15 protein-coding genes are annotated in these 20089 nt (G+C 59.1%); 3 read left to right on the top strand and 12 right to left on the bottom strand.

Annotated features, from left to right (window positions below; all coding sequences use genetic code 11):
- Positions 1-87: 87 nt before the first annotated feature.
- Genes AOA61_RS24285 through AOA61_RS24265 form a run of 5 tightly spaced genes read right to left on the bottom strand, consistent with a single transcriptional unit; the run spans position 88 to position 5179 of the window.
- Positions 88-1065: a D-glycerate dehydrogenase gene (locus AOA61_RS24285; protein ID WP_099602897.1), complete on the bottom strand. Its 978-nt coding sequence runs from the start codon at positions 1063-1065 to the stop codon at positions 88-90.
- Positions 1062-2360, bottom strand: coding sequence for an MFS transporter (locus AOA61_RS24280; RefSeq protein ID WP_032887028.1), 1299 nt, complete (start codon positions 2358-2360; stop codon positions 1062-1064). The genes AOA61_RS24285 and AOA61_RS24280 overlap by 4 nt, the downstream gene beginning before the upstream one ends.
- Before the next feature lie 45 nt (positions 2361-2405).
- Entirely contained in the window at positions 2406-3347 is a 942-nt protein-coding gene (locus AOA61_RS24275; protein WP_099602896.1) for a sugar kinase, read from the bottom strand.
- Positions 3340-4122, bottom strand: coding sequence for a sugar phosphate isomerase/epimerase (locus AOA61_RS24270; RefSeq protein ID WP_099602895.1), 783 nt, complete (start codon positions 4120-4122; stop codon positions 3340-3342). Before AOA61_RS24270 ends, AOA61_RS24275 begins: the two co-directional genes overlap by 8 nt.
- Before the next feature lie 43 nt (positions 4123-4165).
- On the bottom strand, positions 4166-5179 hold the full coding sequence (locus tag AOA61_RS24265; RefSeq protein ID WP_099602894.1) for a LacI family DNA-binding transcriptional regulator: 1014 nt from the start codon (positions 5177-5179) through the stop codon (positions 4166-4168).
- Between the two features lie 225 nt (positions 5180-5404).
- On the opposite strand from AOA61_RS24265, the gene AOA61_RS24260 reads away from it, so the two are divergent.
- From AOA61_RS24260 to AOA61_RS24250, 3 genes are all read left to right on the top strand, one after another.
- Complete coding sequence (locus tag AOA61_RS24260; protein WP_099602893.1) at positions 5405-7351, top strand: hypothetical protein; 1947 nt, start codon at positions 5405-5407, stop codon at positions 7349-7351.
- Between the two features lie 176 nt (positions 7352-7527).
- Positions 7528-9510, top strand: coding sequence for a hypothetical protein (locus AOA61_RS24255; protein WP_099602892.1), 1983 nt, complete (start codon positions 7528-7530; stop codon positions 9508-9510).
- 211 nt (positions 9511-9721) lie between these two features.
- Positions 9722-11989: an autotransporter outer membrane beta-barrel domain-containing protein gene (locus AOA61_RS24250; RefSeq protein ID WP_099602891.1), complete on the top strand. Its 2268-nt coding sequence runs from the start codon at positions 9722-9724 to the stop codon at positions 11987-11989.
- 82 nt (positions 11990-12071) lie between these two features.
- Here AOA61_RS24250 and AOA61_RS24245 read toward each other — a convergent pair whose 3' ends face one another.
- The 7 genes from AOA61_RS24245 to AOA61_RS24215 form a co-directional block, all read right to left on the bottom strand.
- Positions 12072-12494 (bottom strand): hypothetical protein, encoded by a 423-nt coding sequence (locus tag AOA61_RS24245; RefSeq protein WP_032887019.1) that lies wholly within the window; start codon positions 12492-12494, stop codon positions 12072-12074.
- A gap of 75 nt (positions 12495-12569) precedes the next feature.
- Positions 12570-13346, bottom strand: a complete 777-nt coding sequence (locus AOA61_RS24240; RefSeq protein WP_143521245.1) for a hypothetical protein — start codon at positions 13344-13346, stop codon at positions 12570-12572.
- Positions 13347-13467: 121 nt separating this feature from the next.
- Entirely contained in the window at positions 13468-14073 is a 606-nt protein-coding gene (locus AOA61_RS24235) for a LysE family translocator (RefSeq protein ID WP_099602890.1), read from the bottom strand.
- A gap of 54 nt (positions 14074-14127) precedes the next feature.
- Positions 14128-14967 carry an AraC family transcriptional regulator gene (locus AOA61_RS24230; protein ID WP_032887015.1) on the bottom strand — a complete coding sequence of 280 codons (840 nt, stop codon included), beginning with the start codon at positions 14965-14967 and terminating at the stop codon, positions 14128-14130.
- Positions 14968-15040: 73 nt separating this feature from the next.
- Positions 15041-15682 (bottom strand): DUF1345 domain-containing protein, encoded by a 642-nt coding sequence (locus AOA61_RS24225; protein ID WP_095185885.1) that lies wholly within the window; start codon positions 15680-15682, stop codon positions 15041-15043.
- Positions 15683-15769: 87 nt separating this feature from the next.
- Positions 15770-18859, bottom strand: coding sequence for an efflux RND transporter permease subunit (locus AOA61_RS24220; RefSeq protein WP_099602889.1), 3090 nt, complete (start codon positions 18857-18859; stop codon positions 15770-15772).
- 13 nt (positions 18860-18872) lie between these two features.
- On the bottom strand, positions 18873-20030 hold the full coding sequence (locus tag AOA61_RS24215) for an efflux RND transporter periplasmic adaptor subunit (RefSeq protein ID WP_099602888.1): 1158 nt from the start codon (positions 20028-20030) through the stop codon (positions 18873-18875).
- Between the last annotated feature and the right edge of the window lie 59 nt (positions 20031-20089).

Raw genomic sequence — 20089 nt, 5'->3', positions numbered from 1 at the left:
GCGGTGTGTCAGTCAAGATATCTATAACTGATCCACCGCTATCGGGGGCAAGCCCCCTCCCACATGTGTTCTCTGCAGTGTTAGAAACTAGTGTTTCCAGGCATCTGGGTTCACCAGGTTTTTTGGCCGTTCGCCCGCCAATGCCGCCAGCAGATTATCCACCGCACAGGTGGCCATCGCCTCTCGCGTCTCATGGGTCGCCGAGCCGATATGCGGGGTTGCCACCACGTTGTTCAAACGCAGCAACGGCGAGCCGTGATCCAGCGGTTCCTTTTCGAACACATCCAGCCCCGCTGCCCGAATTGTGCGCTGCTGCAATGCCTCGACCAGCGCCGCTTCGTCGACCACCTTGCCCCGCGAGATATTGATGAAGATCGTCTCGGGGCCCATCCGCGTAAACTCTTGCGCGCCGATCAGTTTTTCGGTTTCAGCCGTAAGCGGCAACGTCAGGCAGACAAAATCGGCTTGCTCCAGCAAGTCGTTCAAGCTGCGGTATTGCGCGCCAAAGCGTTGTTCCACCGCCGGCTTGGGCGAATGGCTGTGGTAGATCACCGGCATGCCAAAGCCAAAATGCCCGCGCTGGGCCAGGGCTTCGCCGATGCGGCCCATGCCGATGATGCCCAGGGTCTTGCCGTGCACATCGCTGCCAAAGTGCGAAGGGCCGATGTTTTTGTTCCATTGGCCGGCGCGCACCATATCAGCCAGTTCCACCACGCGCCGGGCGGTGGCGAGGATCAGCGCGAAGCCGGTGTCGGCGGTGGTTTCGGTCAGCACGTCCGGCGTGTTGCTGAGCAGGATGCCGCGCTGGGTCAGGTAGTCGATGTCGTAGTTGTCGACCCCGACCGACACGCTGGCTACCGCCTCCAGGTGAGGCGCCAGATCCAGCAATTTGGCATCCAGGCGCAGGCTCGCGCCCAGCAGGCCATGGGCGGTCGGCAGGGCGTCGCGCAGCTTGGCCAGGCCGGTGTCGTCCAGGGCTTCGATCAGCGTGACCTCGGCCTGTTCATGCAGGCGGGCCATCAGCGGCGCGGAGAGTTTCTTGTACAACACCACAGACTTTTTCATTGGGCTTTTACCTTCAATTCGAGGGTTTGCAGGGGCACGCGCTCACGGTCGCTGGCGCCTGGCTTGAGGAAAATCGTCAGCACCACCGCCAGCATCAATGCACCGCTCATCAGCAGGTACGAAGCGCCGGGTGAACCCGTGCTGCTATTGAGGTAGCCCACCAGGTACGAACCGCCGAACGAGCCGAGCGCGCCCATGCTGTTGATCAGCGCCATAGCGCCGCCGGCGACGTTGGCGGGCAGGATTTCCGGGACGATCGCGAAAAACGGTCCATAAGGCGCATACATGCAGGCCCCGGCAATCACCAGCAGGGTGTAGGACCACCAGAAGTGTTCGGCGCCGAGTACGTAGGAGGCATAGAACGCGATGGAGGCAATCAATAGCGGCGGCCATACAAAGCGTTTACGTTTTTGCAGTTTGTCCGACCCCCAGCTCACCACCAGCATGCCGATCACTGCCGCCAGGTACGGCAGTGCCGACAGCCAGCCTGCTTCGACCATGTCCATCTGCAAACCGGCCTTGAGGATCGACGGCAGCCACAGCACAAAGCCGTACACGCCGATGCTCCAGCAGAAAAACTGCAGCGCCAGGATGATCACCTTGGGCGAGCGGAACGCTTCGGCGTAATTTTTAACCGCTTTAATGCCCACCTGTTCGGCGGCGAGGGCGGTTTCCAGGCTGTGCTTTTCGCTGTCACTCAGCCACTTGGCATCCTTGGGACGCTCATCGGCCAGCTTCCACCAGATAAACGCCCACAACACCGCCGGCAGGCCTTCGATGATAAACATCCAACGCCAGCTGAAATGCTGCACCAGGTAGCCCGACACCACCGACATCCACAGCATGGTCACCGGGTTGCCGAGGATTAGGAAGGTGTTGGCCCGCGATCGTTCGGCGCGGGTGAACCAGTGGCACAGGTACACCAGCATCGCCGGCATCACTGCGGCTTCGACCACGCCGAGCATGAAACGAATAACGATCAGCATGTAGGCGTTGGACACCACGCCGGTCAGGGTGGCCAAGCCGCCCCAGAGGATCAGGCTGACGAAAATCAGCTTTTTAACACTGCGCTTCTGCGCGTAGATCGCCCCCGGCACCTGGAAGAAAAAGTAGCCGAGGAAAAACAGTGCGCCCAGCAACGACGACATGCCGGGAGTGATCATCAAGTCTTCGGCCATCCCGGAGGCGGCGGCGAAGCCGTAATTGGCACGGTCCAGATAGGCCAGGCTGTAGGTGATAAAAACGATGGGCATGATGTACCACCAACGACGGGTGGCGAATTTCACGGTTTCCATAAGGTTGCTCCTGAGCTTGTTGTAGTTGTGGCAACAGGGTGTGGGTCACGCAACGGATCGGGTGGGTAATTCGGCGCGGGTGGGCAGGCCTTCCATATCGCCACGGCTTTGCACGGCGCGGCTGCCGATCCAGTTACCGCGCTGTACCGCCTCGGGGAAACTCAGGTTTTCCAGCAGGGCACTGATCATGCCCACGGCAAACCCATCGCCGGCGCCGACGGTGTCCACGACCTTGTCCACCTGTACGGCGGCGACGAAGCCTTGGTCCAGGTGGGTGCGGTAGTAGGCGCCGTCGGGGCCGAGCTTGATGGCCACGGCTTCGGCGCCCTGGTCCAGGTAGAACGCGGCGATGTCGGCCGGGTCGTCGAAACCGGTAAGCAGGCGGCCTTCGCTCAAGCCCGGCAACACCCAATCGGCCAGGCCGGCGAGGGTGTTGATCTGGCGGATCATCTGGGCTTGGCTGGCCCACAGCGACGGCCGCAGGTTCGGGTCGAATGACACGCTGCGCCCGGCCTTGTGCATCTGGGTCATTAACTCGACGGACAGTTCACCGGTGGCCTCGGACAACGCCGGCGGAATCCCGGTGGCGTGCAAATGGCGGGCTTGCAGCAGCGCAGGGCTGATGGCGGCGATGGATAAATGGCTGGCAGCCGAGCCTTTACGGAAATACTCCACCTGGGGATCGGCGCCGGCTTCTTCGCGGGACTTGAACTGAAAGCCGGTGGGGTGCAGCGGGTCGACGGCCACATTCCGGCAATCCAGGCCTTCCTTTTGCAGGGTGTCGACCACGTAGCGGCCGAGTGAGTCGTTGCCTACCCGGCTCAGCCAGGCCACGTTGAAGCCCAGGCGCGACAGGCCAATGGCGACATTGCTGTCGGCTCCGGCGATGCGTTTGTGAAACTGGCTGACCTGCGCCAAATCACCGGTCTGCTCGGCGACGAACATCGCCATGGTTTCACCGAACGACAGGATATCGATCTCAGACATGGGCATTCTCCTGGCGGGGTTGGCCGAGCAGGGCAAGGGTGGCGACCTGTTGGGCGGTGACATCAATCAGGTCATCGCCTTGCAGCGGAAATTCCACCGCCCGCGTAATGCCTTGAGTCATGTGCTTGAGCAGTTGTTCCCACAGCTGCAGGTCGGTGGCGCCAGGCGGCAGCGCGACCAGCTTGCCGTCCGGGCGGCGGGCCACGGCCTTGCAGTGCAGGTAGTCCACATGCCGGCCCAACAGGCGGGCAGCGGTGAGGGCGGATTGGTCCTGCCATTGCCAGTTGCCGATGTCGAAGGTCATTTTCACCGGCAGGCCCAGGCGCTCGACCTCGGTGAAGAACCGCTGCATGGGCTCGATGCGCCCGCCGTGCAGAGTCTGGTCGTTTTCCACCAACAGATGGACCGGGTGGCGGTTGAGCAGGGCGTGCAGGCTTTCCAGATCGTTAGTGTCGGTGAAGTAACCGAGCGAGACTTTCAACCAGCGCGCGCCAAAAGCCTGGGCGCGGTCCAGGGTCGCGTTCAGTTCGGCGTTGGGTTGGGCGCGACCGGCGACCCACAGTTCCAGGGGCGATGAGAACACGGCTTCCAGCCCTTTTTCGGCAGCGGCCTGGGCGAGTTCGGCGGCGTTTTCGCCGGTCAGCAACTCTTCTCGCCACTCGATGCGTTGGGCACCGGCGGCGGCCAATAGCTGGACAAAACTCAACTGGCCTTGCTGGCGGACCAAGTCGGCGCCGTAGCTCGAAAGGCTGATGGAGACGGGGTATTTATGCATTGTTGTTTACCTCTGAAACCGGTTTCATTTTTGTGCAAAAAAATTATCGACGGTGGGTAGAACCGCGAACGATCAGTTGTGGCAGGAAGTCCAGGGTGCGCGTGGGTGCATCGTCACCGCGCAAGCGTTTGAGCAGGCAGTCGAACGCGCTGGCGCCAATTGCCTCGGTCGGCTGGGCGAGGGCGGTGATGCCGTTGCCCACCAACGGATACCAATCCAGGTCATCCAGGGCGATCAGGCCCACGTCTTCAAACAAGTTGCAGCCCAGCGTCTTGAGCGCATGAGTACAGGCCAGCGCGGCGACGCCGTTGGCACAGAACACCGCCTTGGGGCCGGGCTTGGCGAGAAAATTCTTTAGGCCGGTTTCGAGGTTGCCATCCAACTCCAGCACCGCGCCGGTCAGCGCCGGGCGCCGGGCAATTTCGGCCTTGAAACTGCCCAAGCGTTCTACCCGTGAACTGGTGCCATCGGCGGCTTCGCTCACCAGCAATACCTCGCGATAACCCTGTTGTTCCAGATGCTCCACCGCCATGCGCACTGCTGCCGGGTTATCCAGCCCCACCAGGTCGCTGTGCAGCGGCTCGACCTTGCGGTCCACCAGCACCAGAGGCATTTCCCGTTGCAGTTCCAGCAGTTGATCGAGGTGATGGCCGAGGGTATTCACGATCAGCCCTTCGATGTTGTACGAGCGCAGTGCAGCCAGGTGTTGGCTTTCCTGCTCGTCGTCGCGGTCGGTGTTGCACACCACCAGGCTGTAGCCGTGCTGGCGGCAGGCGGTTTCGACGCCGTGCATCACGGCAATGGAATAGGGGTTGCGGATATCGGCTACCAGCATGCCGATCAGACGGGTGCGGCCACGTTTCAGGCCACGGGCCATCTGGTTGGGGCGGTAGCCAAGCTGTTCGATGGCTTGCTCGATGCGCAAGGCAATGGCATCGGAGAGCAGGGCACGGTCGTCGCCGATAAAGCGCGACACGCTGGCCTTGGATACACCGGCGTGTTGGGCGACGTCGAGCATGGTGACGCGAGAGCGCTGGGCATCGGAAAAGGAAGTCACGGTAGAGCCTTTTTTATTAGTTTGGAGGTTGCCTTGAAACCGGTTTCAGGAAACACCAACACAACCCTTGCGTCAAGGGGGCGCTCGTCGGGAGGCTCCTGTGGAATCCGACGAAAGGGGTCGCCTACCTGTTACTTATGACAGTATCCAGAGGTTCGAAATGGGCGCTTAATTTGATCCAGCCATGGTTTTCTACCTGTCTGTCTGAGCATCAAGGAGCGCACGATGACGCTTTCGAAGACCACCCAAAAATCCTTCTGCGGCCGTTCAGAAGGGCAGGTATCGTCACTTGAGGCCGCTGTAGTAGTGGATGCCATTGAGGGTGATCCAGTCGGATTGATTCCCACTGAGTTTTTGTACCACCCGATAAAAATTCAGTTGAAGAACATCTGGAGGTTCCCTGCCCAAGAGGGTGAGACGGACTATGTCCACTTCTTCATCCAGCCTCATACGCCTGAGCCAGCCTATCCGCTGACACCGATTCCATTAGAAGGGCCACTCAGCCAGGAAGACGATTTCCCTGTGGAGCTGACCATAGGCGGAAACTGGCTGAAGATCAGCGGCTCCTATGACCTTACCTATTATGTTGACGGACCCGGCGGCATAGAACACTGCCCATATACCACGACCTTCACACTGGACTGGATACCGCCCGGTGGGACGGGGCCTTTGCAGCCTGCGACCTTCATAAACAACGAGATCATCGAGCACGGCGTCACTGAAGAGTATTTGAGCAAGTATGAGAACACGGGTCTGCGTATTCCCAGGTATATAGATGCCCAACCCTATGACGATATATTGATATTTCTATTATTGAACGAAGAGTCAAACCCCTTCGAGGCCAACTATACGTACACGCTCACGACTGTTCAGGATCCGTTGCTAGTCACCATGCCTTCTATTTTGTTTCGACAATTACCGAATGGCCCGCGGTTTATTCGTTATGGCCTGCGTGACCGGGCAGGTAACCAGCAGACCAATTATTCGGGGCCTACGCCCGTCTATATCAATTTGAAACCGTCTCCAAGTGGGCTTAAACCACCCCAGGTCCTTGCCTACGAATTTGACGGCCTGATTGATCGCGCGGATGCACGTGCGGGCGTCAATGTGAGGTTTGAAGCCTATTTCGATTGGGATCCGGCAGACGAGGTAGTGGTCAGCTGGGACGGTATTGTTCTGGCAAGAGAGGGGGTCGAGGGTTTTCCGAAAGTGGTGCCGGTGCCGTGGTCTACGTTGATCCAGAAGGGTTACCTGCAGACCCATCTACCGGTCCAATACTTCATTTATCGTGCAGGCGTTCCGACGGCCATTCCATCGCCCGTGCGGCATGTCGATGCCGACTTCCGGGTCTTTGGCGTGGATCATGATCAGGCACCTGAAGAGTTGAATCGACACTTGGAGCGGGTCGAGATTCGCGGTGCGGTTTCCGATACGGCCAACCACTTGGATTTCAGTGATTCGGATCAACCTGTCACGGCGACCGTCGCGCTGCCCGACGGTCCGAGTGTCGGTAAGTGGTTGGACTTGTATTGGGGAGATAAAGAAGAGCCAGTGGCCTCCTATCATGTACAGCCCGGGGACGTAGCAGGGGCCTTGGTGACATTTACCCCTATTGCCTGGTCGGTGGTTGCTGAAACACCCAATAACCCGGCGTTCCCAGTGAGTTATCGAACCCGTAATGGTGTGAATGATCAACTGGCGCCCAGTCAACTGGTGAATATAAATATAGCCCCGCCAGTTAGATTTCCTCGGCCGGAATTTCCACATGCAAACAGTAACGCCTGGTTGAACTGTGACACCGACCCACCCATCTGGGACGGGGTTCGTGTTCACGTGCTCAAACATCCTGATATCAAGATAGGGGACGAAGTGCGGCTGAAATGGCAGGGTACGCTTGGCTTCGGCGGCAACCAGCCTATCCCGGAAACCACTGAGGTGTTTGTGGATTATTGGTCGGCCGCCCATGAGGCTCAGGGTTATTACGAATGTGTCGTGCCTTATGTTCCTTATGTAAAACCCATGAAAGACGAGGCAGGCGCTTATGCTGAGTTCACGGTATGGCGTAATAAAACTCGCATAGGCAGCTCATCGATTCGTTATATAAAAATTGATCGGCGTAAATCACATAGTTTGCCACTGTTTTGTGGACCTGGTGGTGATGGTCCGGACTAAAAAGCGAAGTTTCCATTCGTGGCTGTGAAGGGTAATTAAAGATTAATTGATCGTTCTTCATCGTGCTTGATTTGAACTTGGTTATGTACGGGCTGGCGGCTGTTTCGGTTGCTGAGCGGCCGACAACATACCCGGGTCATTCTTGAGCGCCTTACTACTGGCAAGGAGAAACTGAGATGGCAATTAACCGTTCAAAAAAAGCAAGTGTGGCGGGCTGGGAAGACCCCAACCTGGCTGCGCCGATTTTTCCTCAGGCCCTCAATGGTACAAGCGGTTTAATCTGGCGGCCGCACTTGGACAGCGATGGCGGTTTGAGGGTTGACTGCCCCATCTGGGCCTTCCCGGATGACGGGGACGTACTGCAGATCGAATTCAGCGTGGTTGGGCAAGCCTTCTGGATACCGCTGGATCCCATTTTCTTTCCAGTTCAACCGTCGGGACCTTTCGTTCAGGTGACCATCAATATCGCACCCCTCGGCCATGGTGAGTTTGATCTCAGGTTTAAAGTAAGGCCCGGTTCGGGCAGTGACTATTTAGATTTCTCTGCCCAACAACGGGTCAGAATTGATCTGTACGGTCCTTACAAAGCGCCCGGTAAGAGTGAAGCACCTGCAAGAGTTGGTTGGCCGGCTTCATTGCCTCTCGGTGTTGATATTACGCAAGAGACCTTGGACCTGAACCCCGGAGGGTTTGAGCTTGATATTCCTGGCTACGGGGATTATGAGGCGGGGGACACCGTGGCCCGGGTCTGGCTTACCGCCATCCAGCCGCCCGACGATGCGCCCTCTTTGGGCAGCAAACCCATGGAGGCTGGTGGAACAGTGTTCAACGTACCTATTTCAGCCATTGCTGATATGGCTGATGGCATTTTATTTGCCTACTGCCAATTCGTCGACGCTGCCGGCAATTACAGCGAGATTTCCAGAATCCCCACCGGGCGCAGGCTTAAGCGCAGTGCAAACCTGAACCTGGATCCTCTTGTAATCGTTGCACCACCCTCTGGTGGGATGGTGGATATCGAAGCATGGCAGGCCGGCGTGAAGGGGGCCATTCCACAATATGCATGGGAGCCGAGCGATCAATACAGGTTGCATTGGGGCGACCAGACCACCGCTCTGGCGCCTCTAAGCGGGGTTTTTCCGTTCGAATTCACGGTTCCTGGCCAACTGATTGTGGACGAGTACGCCGATCAGGAAGGCCCGGTTTCGGTGACGGCCAGTTATGACATCATCAGGACCGGCTCTACCAATTCTCCGACCGATGACACTCTGGTGAGTGTTGATTTAAGCGTTGTTGGGCCTCCGGGTCCGGTTCCGGGCGAGCCTAGCCCAGACCTGGACATCGTCACCATCACCGGCCCCGCGTCGGCCCCCACGACGAACTATCTGAACTCCGCCGACATCGATCACGTTGGCCCCATCCTGGCCACCTTCGATTTGTGGTCTGTCGACCCTGAGCCGGAAGAAGACGACGTCGTTACGCTGTATTGGGGGAGCAAGTTGAACCCGGCAGGCTCATACACCGTTGGGCCTGGCGATGGGCCTGGCACTGAGGTTGAAATCGAGGTAGATAAAACTGCGATTGCTGCGGGAGGCAATGGCGACGATATTCCGGTGTTCTATGGTGTGAGCCGCTCCGGGGCAAGCAATAGCAACTACTCGGATAGCACGTCCGTGAGAGTGGACGATGCCATTACTCATCAACTCGACCCGGCGGAGTTTCTCCATTTGGGACCCTGGAGCATGGATCCTAGAGGCAGGCTTATCTGTGATTCCTTGCGGCCGACAGATGCCGGTACGCCGTGGAGTGAGAAGTATGTTGAGGTGAGGATTCCGCCAAATTCTGAGTTTTTTGCGGATGGAAAACAAATCACCGTTGAGTTTGTTGCTTCCACGGGACTTCTAGGCGATATCCCTATCGAGGCTACACGCGGTACAGCTTCAGTTACGCTGGACGCGGAGATGGCGGCGAAAGGGTTTATCTTCCAACTCAAACCGTTCGATCCGCATCTCAAAGTGGTCGGTGCCGCCGCGCCGTGGAATACGCTCTGGTTCCAATACTCTCTGGACATCGCCGGAACACCGGCACGATCGATACCTGCGGTTGTTCCGATTCGTATGGTGACGTCCAATAACTATTGCGATGGAACGCCCGCGTAACCCAAGGCGTGCGACAAGCACCGAGACATGATGTGTCTCGGTGCTTTTTACTACGGTTGCACCACTCAGTTCTTCTGCGCTCTTCAGATTTATCCTACTTACGCCTACCTCCCCCAACTATAACCTCGCGGCCTCTACAGGTCTGGCTCCACTCCTTCGGAACGAGTCATGCCACTGATTCATGGCATTTAGTTAGAGCGAGTGTTACAGCATGTCCATCAAGTATTTTTTTAAACTTTCCCCCATAAGTGCGGCTGTCAAGGTGTCTTCACTGGGCCTGTTGCTGGGCGTATCGGTACAAAGCCAGGCAAGTCAGGAAGTCGTCGCCCCAGGTGAATCCAAAGTTATTGAGTCTGGAGAGGCAGTAAAAAACTGGGCGCTGCAGGCCGGCTCCAGCCTGACCGTCAACGGAGCAACTACCGGTGCCATCCTTAGCCTGGGTGCGCAATTGACCGTGAATAGTGGCAGCGCCATTGAGCGTATTGTTGCCCAGGAAGGTTCCACTGTGAGCCTGGACGCCGCGACTGTTAAAGCCAGTGCTGCGGGCGCGTCAGCGATGGAGCTGACCAACGGCAGCGCGACCATTTCCGGCAGCCATCTGGAAAGTGCCCAATCTATCGGCCTGGTACTCAATCGTTATAGCTCGACGCCGGGTGGTTCTCGTGCAGACGTCAGTCACAGCACGATAAAGGGCGCACAAGCGGGTGCATCGGCGACTCAATTCAGTGAACTGTATTTGCAGGATTCCCTGGTACAAGGGACTGCCGTCGGCAGCACCGGCGTGTTGTTAATCGGCGGTTCTGCGTTTGCCCAGAATAGTGTGCTGTTGGGTGAGCAAAATGGTGTTCGTTTTACCCGTGTGGCCGGAACCACTCAAGATGGCTCACTGGTCCTGGATCAGACGACAGTCGAAGGTCAAACCGGCGCGGCAATTCTGGTCGCCGGCTTGCCGGGTCGGGTGCCGACGGCAACCATCGAGGTGAACAACGGCTCTCAATTGATCGGCGGCAACGGCAACCTGCTGGAAGTGACCGGTGGTGCGACGGCCAATATGAACGTCAATAACAGCCACTTGAATGGCAATGTCATCGTTGAAGCTGGCAGCAATGCCAACTTGAATTTGCACAACAACGCATCGTTGACGGGCGCTTTGTTGAACGTCAGCACGTTGAGCATTGCTGATGGGTCGTTCTGGAACCTGACCGGTGACAGCTTGGTGGGGGACCTGGATCTCGCTGGCGGTACGGTGAAATTCGGTGAGACCGATGCGTTTTACCAGTTGAACCTGGACACCCTCAGTGGTAACGGCACGTTCGTGATGGGCGCCGACTTTGCGGTCGGCTCGAACGATTTCCTGAATATCACCGGGGAAGCTACCGGCCAACACAGTTTGTTAGTGGCCAGCAGTGGTTTGGAACCTGTTTCCCCCGGTGACGTGCACATCGTGCATACCGGTGGCGGCGACGCGGAGTTCTCTCTGGCGGGAGGCGCCGTGGATATCGGTGCCTGGTCTTATGGCCTTAAGCAGGATGGCAACGACTGGTTTCTCGACCCCAGCGCACGCACTATCAGCCCGGGCACGCGTTCGGTACTGGCGCTGCTCAATACCGCGCCTACCGTGTGGTACGGCGAGATGACCTCGTTGCGCAGTCGCATGGGCGAATTGCGGCACAATGATGCCCAGGCCGGCGGTTGGATTCGTAGTTATGGCAATAAATACACAGTCTCTGATGCCAACGGTACGGGTTTCAAACAGACTCAGCGCGGGTTCTCCCTCGGTGCAGATACACCGCTGAGCGAAGACAGCAATTGGCTGGTCGGTGTCATGGCGGGGCACAGCACCTCGGACCTGGACTTGAGCCGTGGCACCTCCGGAACAGTGAAAAGCTACTACGCCGGTCTCTATGCAACGTGGATGGATGCGGACAGCGGTTACTACTTCGACGGTGTGGTCAAAGCCAACCGCTTCGAGAACGAATCCAAGGTCGGCATGAGCGATGGTGCCCAGGCTAAAGGCAAGTATGGAACCAACGGTATTGGTGCATCGGCGGAAGTGGGGCGCCACATCAAACTGGATGACGCGTTCTTCATTGAGCCCTTTGCTCAGGCCTCTACGGTGGTGGTCAAGGGCAAGAAGTATGATCTGGACAACGGCCTCAAGGCAAAAGGTGAAAATACTCACTCTGTGCTGGGTAAATTGGGTGTGACGGTAGGCCGCGATTTCATCATGAATGACGGCAGTGTGGTTCAGCCATATCTTCGCGCTGCAGTGGCCCACGAGTTTGCCAGCGATAACAAAGCGCGGGTGAACGGCCAAGTCTTCAAGAATGATCTGTCGGGCTCGCGTGCCGAGTTTGGCGCGGGTGTGGCGGTGTCGCTCTCGCAGAACCTGCAGTTGCATGGCGACTTTGAACACAGCCAAGGCAAGCATGTAGATCAACCGTGGGGCGTTAACGTGGGGTTGCGCTATAGCTGGTAAAAGCCTGTGCGGTAATCCAAAAAGGAAGCTTCGGCTTCCTTTTTGGGTGTCTGGGCGATGGCTTTAGGTTATCGCTCAGGGCTCAACGCACCCTGAACAACGCAGTGATGGTAGAGACAGGATTTCCATCATCGTGTGTGAGGATGTTTAGCAATCCGCCTTCAACGTGATCATTGGCTGGGTCTATGGTGGTCAAGTCAATGAGGCCTGTATCACCGCGTATAAAGATGGGATCCAACAAGTCATCTGTTGTATAGGTCAGCCTAATCTGATGACGTTCGTCTTCCAGTTTGTAAACGCCTTCCGTTAAAGCCGTCGGAAACGAAAGCTGGATTTTATGACGGACACCCGGAACGACGACTTGAGTGCCGGAAACAGTCCATCGGTCCGCCGTCTTGGAGATGGAAAACACAGTGGCAGTAAAGTCCTTCCCGTCGATTGTTCCTTTGAAATGATTAAGCTCTTGGGATGATTTTGGGGTGAGTATTTCTTGAACGGCTGTCATGGCGACATCTCCTCTACATAGTGATCGCGACTCCGGTTCACGTCCTGGATGGAGGCGCAGTGGTTGCGGATAGGCTCAAGCTTTGCGTCTCAACGAGACATCATCGAAAAATTCTGCGCCATCAATGCCAATAAGAATGATGGTTAGCGCGGTAGCGCTGGCGGGCATCGCCAGTTCCTCTGGATAGGTGGTCCAGCTCGACGCATCTACGCGAATTTCCGCAAACGTGCCGGATGGCTCAACTTCGAATCGGCAGAACCCATGCCCGCCAAAATCACTGCGCGAGCGAAAGGAAAATTCGTAGGTGTTTCCTCCGGTGACAGGGACGGTTTGCCGGGCGCGGCCGCCCAGGGTGCACTGAAAGGTACTACCGTCAAAATGAGTGCCGGAGCCGATCGGGGAGCCTTCGGTACTCCAGTGATCCATGTTGTTGGAGAAATCCCCGTTAAGCACCAACTCAGGTCGGGGCGGGATGCCCGTATCCAGGGTCAGTTGCATCTCGTCGACACACACTTCTCCGCTGGTGCCGGTGATAGCCACGGTGAGGAGGGTTGTCGCCGGTGGCGTGGTGAAGCTGATTTGCTGCCATCTCCAAACATGGAAGTCGTTGAGCTCAACTTCCAAGTCGGCACCGGGCACGTTGGAACGGATAGAAAGCGTGCCGTTACCTTTAAACAGGACCTGGCTCCAGAACTCGAGCAGATAGGTTGTTTCGGCACTGGCGTCAATGACTTGGGAAGCCTGACCGGTGAGTACGCGGCAATACTGGCGTGAGTAGTCCACGCTGTCTTGCGTGGTCCAGTCGGCGCCAAATTTGCTGAAGTTGCCGTTGCGCAGCAAATTGTTGATCAACGTACTCTGTCCAGGCATCTCGCCAGCTCCGATGAATCCCTGTGGGTGAAGCTATTGCGCGCTATAAGAGCAGGGTTGGCAACTGTCAGAACTAACAGGTTCGCTCTGCCATTCGTCGGTTCTAGCCCTGTGTCCACACACTCATCCAGGCCGACACCAGCAATAAGATCGCCATTAACCGATTGAACCGTTGCATGGCCCTGGCCGAGCCCAGCAGCCGGGTCGATCCGGCGCCCAGCACCGCCCACATGCCAAGACACGGCAGGGACACCACAAAAAACATCAGGGACAGGGTCAGCACATGCGCCTGACGCCCGTCTCCTTGCCCCGCAAACACACTGACCACCGCCAACGCCATCATCCAGGTCTTGGGGTTGACCAGTTGCAGGCTGGCGGCGCCGAGCAGGCCCAGGCGCTTGTGGGATGCATCGCGCTCAAGGGCCTGGGCGGGCGCACTGAAAATCTGCCAGGCGAGGTAGCTAAGCCACGCGACGCCGACCCACTGCAGGGTGGCTTGTACCTTGGGCAGATGAATCAGCGACTCACCGAACCCCGAACCCACTATCAGCACAATGCCCGCTGCACCGGCACAAGCCCCGAGGATGATCGGCAATGCCGCCCGCAGGCCATAGCGGGCACTGTTGCTCAGCACCAGGATGTTGGTGGGGCCGGGCGTAATGGAGGCGACGAAGGCAAATAGCGCGAAGGGCAGCAAGGTAGACAGCATGGGACGGGACTCCAGTGAACAGATCAGTGGTGTCCATCCTTGCAAGCCCGTGACTTAGCTGTCTGGAACGTTTGAGCAGCGCTTGCGGTACGCCGCCGGTGTCAGGCCATAGGCGCGCACGAACCAGCGGCCCAAGTGACTTTGATCGGCGAAGCCCAAGGCAATCGCCACATCGGCCGGTTGCGCGCCCTTGCCCAGCAAGTGGCGCGCGCGGGCCAGGCGCAGTTGCACCAGGTAGGCATGGGGCGGCAGGCCGAAAGCGCTTTTGAAGGCGCGACTCAGACGAAAGCGGTCGACGCCGCAGGCCAGGGCCAGTTCGTCCATGCCCACGTCCTGATGCAGGTGGTCATGCAGGTATTCCCGCGCCTTGTGGGCCACCCGCGGCAGGCGCGGATCTTCGCGGTAGCGGGTGCGCCAGTAGAGTTGGTCGGTGAGGCATTCCAGCAAGTGGTCCATTGCCCGTTGCCGCACGATGCGCAGTTCACCGCTGTGCAGTGTCTGGAAGGCTTGGCTGGTGGAGAGCGCCAGGCGTGGGTCGTTGGCCAGGGTGCTGGCGAAGCCCAATTGACTGTTGACCGGCGCTTCTTCAAATACCGCACTCACTTCCCGCGCCAGCCACTGTGGGTCGAGGTACAGCATGTGGTAGGTGAAGCCGTCCGCCGTGGGCGCGTCGCCGTCATGCACTTCGCCAGGCTCCACCAAAAAAACCTGGCCGGGCACGCTGTTGTGGCGGGCACGGCGGCAGTTGAATTGCTGCACGCCTTGTTCGGTGACGCCGATCAGGTAGCTGTCATGCCAATGGGGGTCATAGGCATGGCCTTCAAAATGCGCGCGCAGGGTCTCGATGCCAGTGTCGGCGTCCTGAGACAGGTCGATCCAATTGTGCGCGGCCATACATCACCGTTGAGGAATAAGTGAGGCTATTGGCGCCCATCCGCTAATGAGCGTCTAGAAGGTTTGTGCAAGGCTAGCCGAACAGGCCGGCGGCGATATTGATCGAGAACCCCAGTATCGCGGTGTTGAACAGAAAGCCGATCAACGACTGCGCCAGTACAACCTTGCGCAGGCCACGGGTGGCGACGCCCACATCCGAGGTCTGCACGGCCACGCCGATGGTGAAGGAGAAGTACAGGAAGTCCCAGTAGTTGGGCGTGAGCAACCCTTCGGCGAAACGCAGCGCCGGTTCCTTGCCTGCCCAGGTGTAATAGAGCCGGGCGTAATGCACGCTGAAAATCACCCCGATCAGCAGCCATGAGCCGATGACCGTCAGCCCGGTGAAACCGTAGTGCAACAGGCGTTGCCCGGTGGCCAACTCCTTGCTGCCCACCAATTCGAAAGTAATGGTCGCCAGGCTCGCGATGGCGGCGATGCACACCATGAACAGCACCAGCCCGGCGTTTTCGTCCTCGACTTCGGCGATGCGTTTGACGTCTTCGGCCTTGGCGCGGCTGGTCAGCCACAGCATCAGCACCAGGTAGGTCCAGACCCCGGCGTTCCAGCCGATCAGGATTTTGCTGATGAGTGTTTCTGCGGGCATCAGGATGCCTGCGGCAAGACCCAGTACGGCGGCGGCGGAGAGGCGAGGGTGGGTACGGGCGAGGAAGGGCATGGCAGCTCACAGATGGTTACCTGTGAGCACCTTAGCGCATTTTTTGTAGCGAGCGGGTTGCTCGCTACAACCCGCCGGCTGTTCGCATCAGCGCTTTTTGCGCACCAGCTTCATCACCACCACAAAGAACACCGGCACAAACACCACCGCCAACGTCGCGGTAATCATCCCGCCAATCACGCCCGTACCAATCGCCTGCTGGCTTGCCGAACTGGCCCCGGTGGCAATCGCCAATGGCACCACGCCGAGAATAAACGCCAGCGAGGTCATGATGATCGGACGCAGGCGCAAGCGCGCAGCCTTCAACGTGGCTTCGATCAGGTCTTCACCCTGGTCATACAGGTCCTTGGCGAACTCGATGATCAGGATCGCGTTCTTCGCCGACAGGCCGATGATGGTGATCAAGCCGACCTTGAAAAACACATCGTTGGGCATGCCCCGCAAGGTTACCGCCAGTACTGCGCCGAGCACGCCCAGTGGCACCACCAGCAACACCGAGGTGGGGATCGACCAGCTTTCATACAGCGCGGCCAGGCACAGGAACACGATCAGCAGCGACAGGCCCAGCAGGATCGGTGCCTGTGCGCCGGACAAGCGTTCCTGCAACGACAGCCCGGTCCATTCCTGACCCAGGCCCGCTGGCAGTTGGCTTACCAGGCGCTGGATTTCCTCCATCGCCTCGCCGGTGCTGTGCCCGGGGACTGCCTCGCCGGAAATGGCGATGGCAGGGTAGCCGTTATACCGCGTCAGTTGCGCCGGGCCCTGGGTCCATTTGGCTTCGACAAATGCCGACAGCGGCACCATTTTCCCGGCGTTATTACGCACGTTGATTTTCATCAGGTCCGCCACCTGGCTGCGCTGGTCGCCTTCGGCTTGCACCACCACGCGCTGCATGCGGCCCTGGTTGGGGAAGTCGTTGACGTAGGCCGAGCCAATCGCCGACGACAGCACATTCCCCACATCCGCAAACGACACGCCCAAGGCGTTGGCTTGCTTACGGTCCACTTCCAGCTGCACTTGCGGCGCTTCGGCCAGGGCGCTTTCGCGCACGTTGGCCAGGATCGGGCTTTTCTCGGCTGACGCCAGCAACTCGCTGCGCGCTGCCATCAACGCGGCATGGCCGACGCCACCGCGGTCCTGCAGGCGGAACTCGAAACCGCTGGACGTGCCCAGGCCGTCCACTGGTGGTGGCAGCACTGAGTACGCAATCGCGTCTTTCAATTCGCTGAACGCGATATTGGCGCGCTCAGCAATCGATGCGGCCGAATCCTCGCTGCTGCGCTCGGACCAATCCTTCAAGGTGGTAAACGCCAACGCGGCGTTCTGCCCCGAACCGGAGAAGCTGAAGCCCATGATCATGGTGGTGTCACCCACCCCAGGCTCCTCGGCGTTGTGCGCTTCGATCTGCTCGGCCACCTGCACCGTGCGGTTTTTACTCGCGCCCGGCGGCAGCTGAATATCGGTGATGGTGTAGCCCTGGTCTTCCACCGGCAGGAACGAGGCGGGCAGGCGCATGAACATCAGGCCCAGGCCCACCAGCAGCACCAGGTAGATCAGCAGGTAGCGGCCGCTGCGCTTGAGGGCATAGGCCACCCAGCCTTCATAGCGGTCGGTGAGTTGCTCGAAGCGTTTGTTGAACCAGCCGAAGAAACCGCGCTTGGCATGGTGCTCGCCCTTGGCTATCGGCTTGAGCAGGGTGGCGCACAAGGCCGGGGTCAAGGTCAGGGCGAGGAATGCCGAGAACAGGATCGAAGTGGCCATCGACAGCGAGAACTGCTGGTAAATCACCCCCACTGAGCCCGCCATGAACGCCATCGGCAGGAACACCGCCACCAGCACCAGGGTAATGCCGACGATGGCGCCGGTGATTTGGCCCATGGCTTTCTTCGTTGCGTCCTTGGGCGAGAGTCCCTCGGTGACCATGATCCGTTCGACGTTCTCCACCACCACAATCGCATCGTCCACCAAAATGCCGATGGCCAGCACCATGCCGAACATGGTCAGAACGTTGATCGAGAAACCCAGCAACAGCATCGTGGCAAAGGTGCCCATCAGCGCAATCGGTACCACCAGGGTAGGGATCAGCGTGTAGCGCACGTTCTGCAGGAACAGGAACATCACTGCAAACACCAGCGCCATGGCCTCCAGCAAGGTGTAGACCACCTTGGTGATCGAGACTTTGACGAAGGGCGAGGTGTCGTACGGAATCTTGTATTCCACATTGGCCGGGAAGTAGCGTGACAGCTCATCCATCTTCGCCCGCACCAGGGTCGCGGTGTTCAGCGCGTTGGCACCGGGCGCCAGTTGCACGCTGACGGCGGTGGATGGCTTGCCGTTCAGGCGCGTGGAAAACTGGTATTCCTGGCTGCCGATTTCTACCCGCGCCACGTCGCCGACGCGAACGGTGGAACCGTCCGGATTGGCCTTGAGCACGATGTCGGCGAACTCCGCCGGGGTGGAAAGCTGGCCCTTGACCAGGATAGCCGCCGTGATTTCCTGGGTCTTGGTGCCCGGCAAATCACCAATACTGCCAGCGGAAACCTGGGCGTTCTGCGCGCTGATCGCGTTGTTGACGTCGGCCGGGGTCAGGTTGAAACCGATCAGCTTCTGCGGGTCGATCCAGATGCGCATGGCCCGTTCGGCGCCGTACAACTGCGCCTTGCCCACGCCGTCCAGGCGCTTGAGTTCGTTCATTACGTTGCGCGCGAGGTAATCACTGAGCGCTACGTCATCGAGCTTGCCGTCACTGGAGGTCAAGGTCACCAGCAGCAGGAAACCCGCGGAGACTTTTTCTACCTGCAAGCCTTGCTGGGTCACCGCCTGGGGCAGGCGTGGCTCCACGGCCTTGAGCCTGTTCTGCACATCGACCTGGGCCATTTCCGGGTCGGTGCCGGGTTGGAAGGTGGCAGTGATGGTGGCCGAACCCAGGCTGCTCTGGGATTCGAAGTACAGCAAGTGATCGGCGCCGTTAAGCTCCTGCTCGATCAGGCTGACCACACTTTCATCCAGGGTCTGGGCCGAGGCGCCGGGGTACACCGCGTAGATCTCGACTTTCGGCGGCGCCACGTTGGGGTACTGGGCCACCGGCAACTGCGGGATGGCGAGTAAACCGGCCAGGAGGATAAACAGGGCAACCACCCAGGCGAAGATCGGGCGGTCAATAAAGAACTGCGGCATGGTCGAATAATCCTTATTGGCCGGAAGCCTGAGCGAGTGGCGTCGGGCTGTCGTCTACCTGGACTTTTTCACCGGGGCGCGCGTGTTGCAGGCCTTCGACGACGATGCGATCACCGGGCTTGAGGCCGCTGCTGACGATCCAGCGATCGTCGATCACCGCACCCAATTGCACCGGTTGCTGGCTGACGGTTTGCTCGGCATCCACCAGCAGCACCATCGGGATACCAGCACTGTCACGGCTGATAGCGCGTTGCGGCACGCTGATGCCTTGTTTGTCGACCGCTTGCTCCAGGCGCACTCGCACGAAGCTGCCGGGCAATAGGTCGAGGTCCGGGTTGGGGAACTCGCTGCGCAGAATGATCTGCCCGGTGCCGGGGTCGACGCTGATGTCGGCGAAGAGCAATTTGCCCGGCAGCGGATACAGGCTGCCGTCGTCCTGGATCAGCGTGGCCTTGGCCTGGTCCTGACCGACCTGCTTCAAGCTGCCGGCGCGAAAGGCGCGGCGCAGGTCGTTCAGTTCGCGGGTGGATTGAGTGAGGTCAGCGTGAATCGGGTCCAGTTGCTGGATGATCGCCAGGGGCGTGGCCTCGTTCTGGCCGACCAGTGCGCCTTCGGTCACCAGCGCCCGGCCGATACGCCCGGAAATTGGGGCCGTCACAGTGGCATATCCCAGGTTCAACTTGGCGCGTTCGACGGCGGCTTTATTGGCGGCGACTTCGGCGTTGGTCTGGCGCAGGTTGGCGCGGGCGTTGTCGTAGTCCTGGCCGCTGATGGCGTTGCCTTCCACCAATTGGCTGTAGCGCTGCTCTTGCAGGCGCGCCTGGAACGCGTTGGCTTGGGCCTTGCTCAGGTTGGCCTGGGCGCTGTCCAGATCGGCCTTGAACGGGGCCGGGTCGATACGAAACAGCACGTCGCCCTGTTTGACGTCGTGGCCTTCCTTGAATACCCGCTGCATCACCACGCCAGCCACCCGCGCGCGCACTTCGGCAACACGCGGCGCGGCGATGCGTCCGCTCAGCTCGCTGGTGATGGACAGGGGCTTGGCCTCAAGGGTTTCGATGCGCACTTTGGCCAGGGGCATTTCCGGCGCTTCGGCGGCTGATTTGTCACAGGCACTCAGGGCCAGCGTCAGGGCCAACAGGCAAAACGGCGCAAACAGATTCTTCGACATGCTCTTATCCCAATAGTGACTGGCGCATCCTAAGTTCACCTGCGCCGCGGTGCTGTGAA

The organism is Pseudomonas sp. 2995-1 (assembly GCF_002742505.1).
Taxonomy (GTDB): Bacteria; Pseudomonadota; Gammaproteobacteria; order Pseudomonadales; family Pseudomonadaceae; genus Aquipseudomonas; species Aquipseudomonas sivasensis.
Note: the sequence above shows the minus strand (reverse complement) of the source record. Positions and strands in the feature narration are given on the sequence as shown.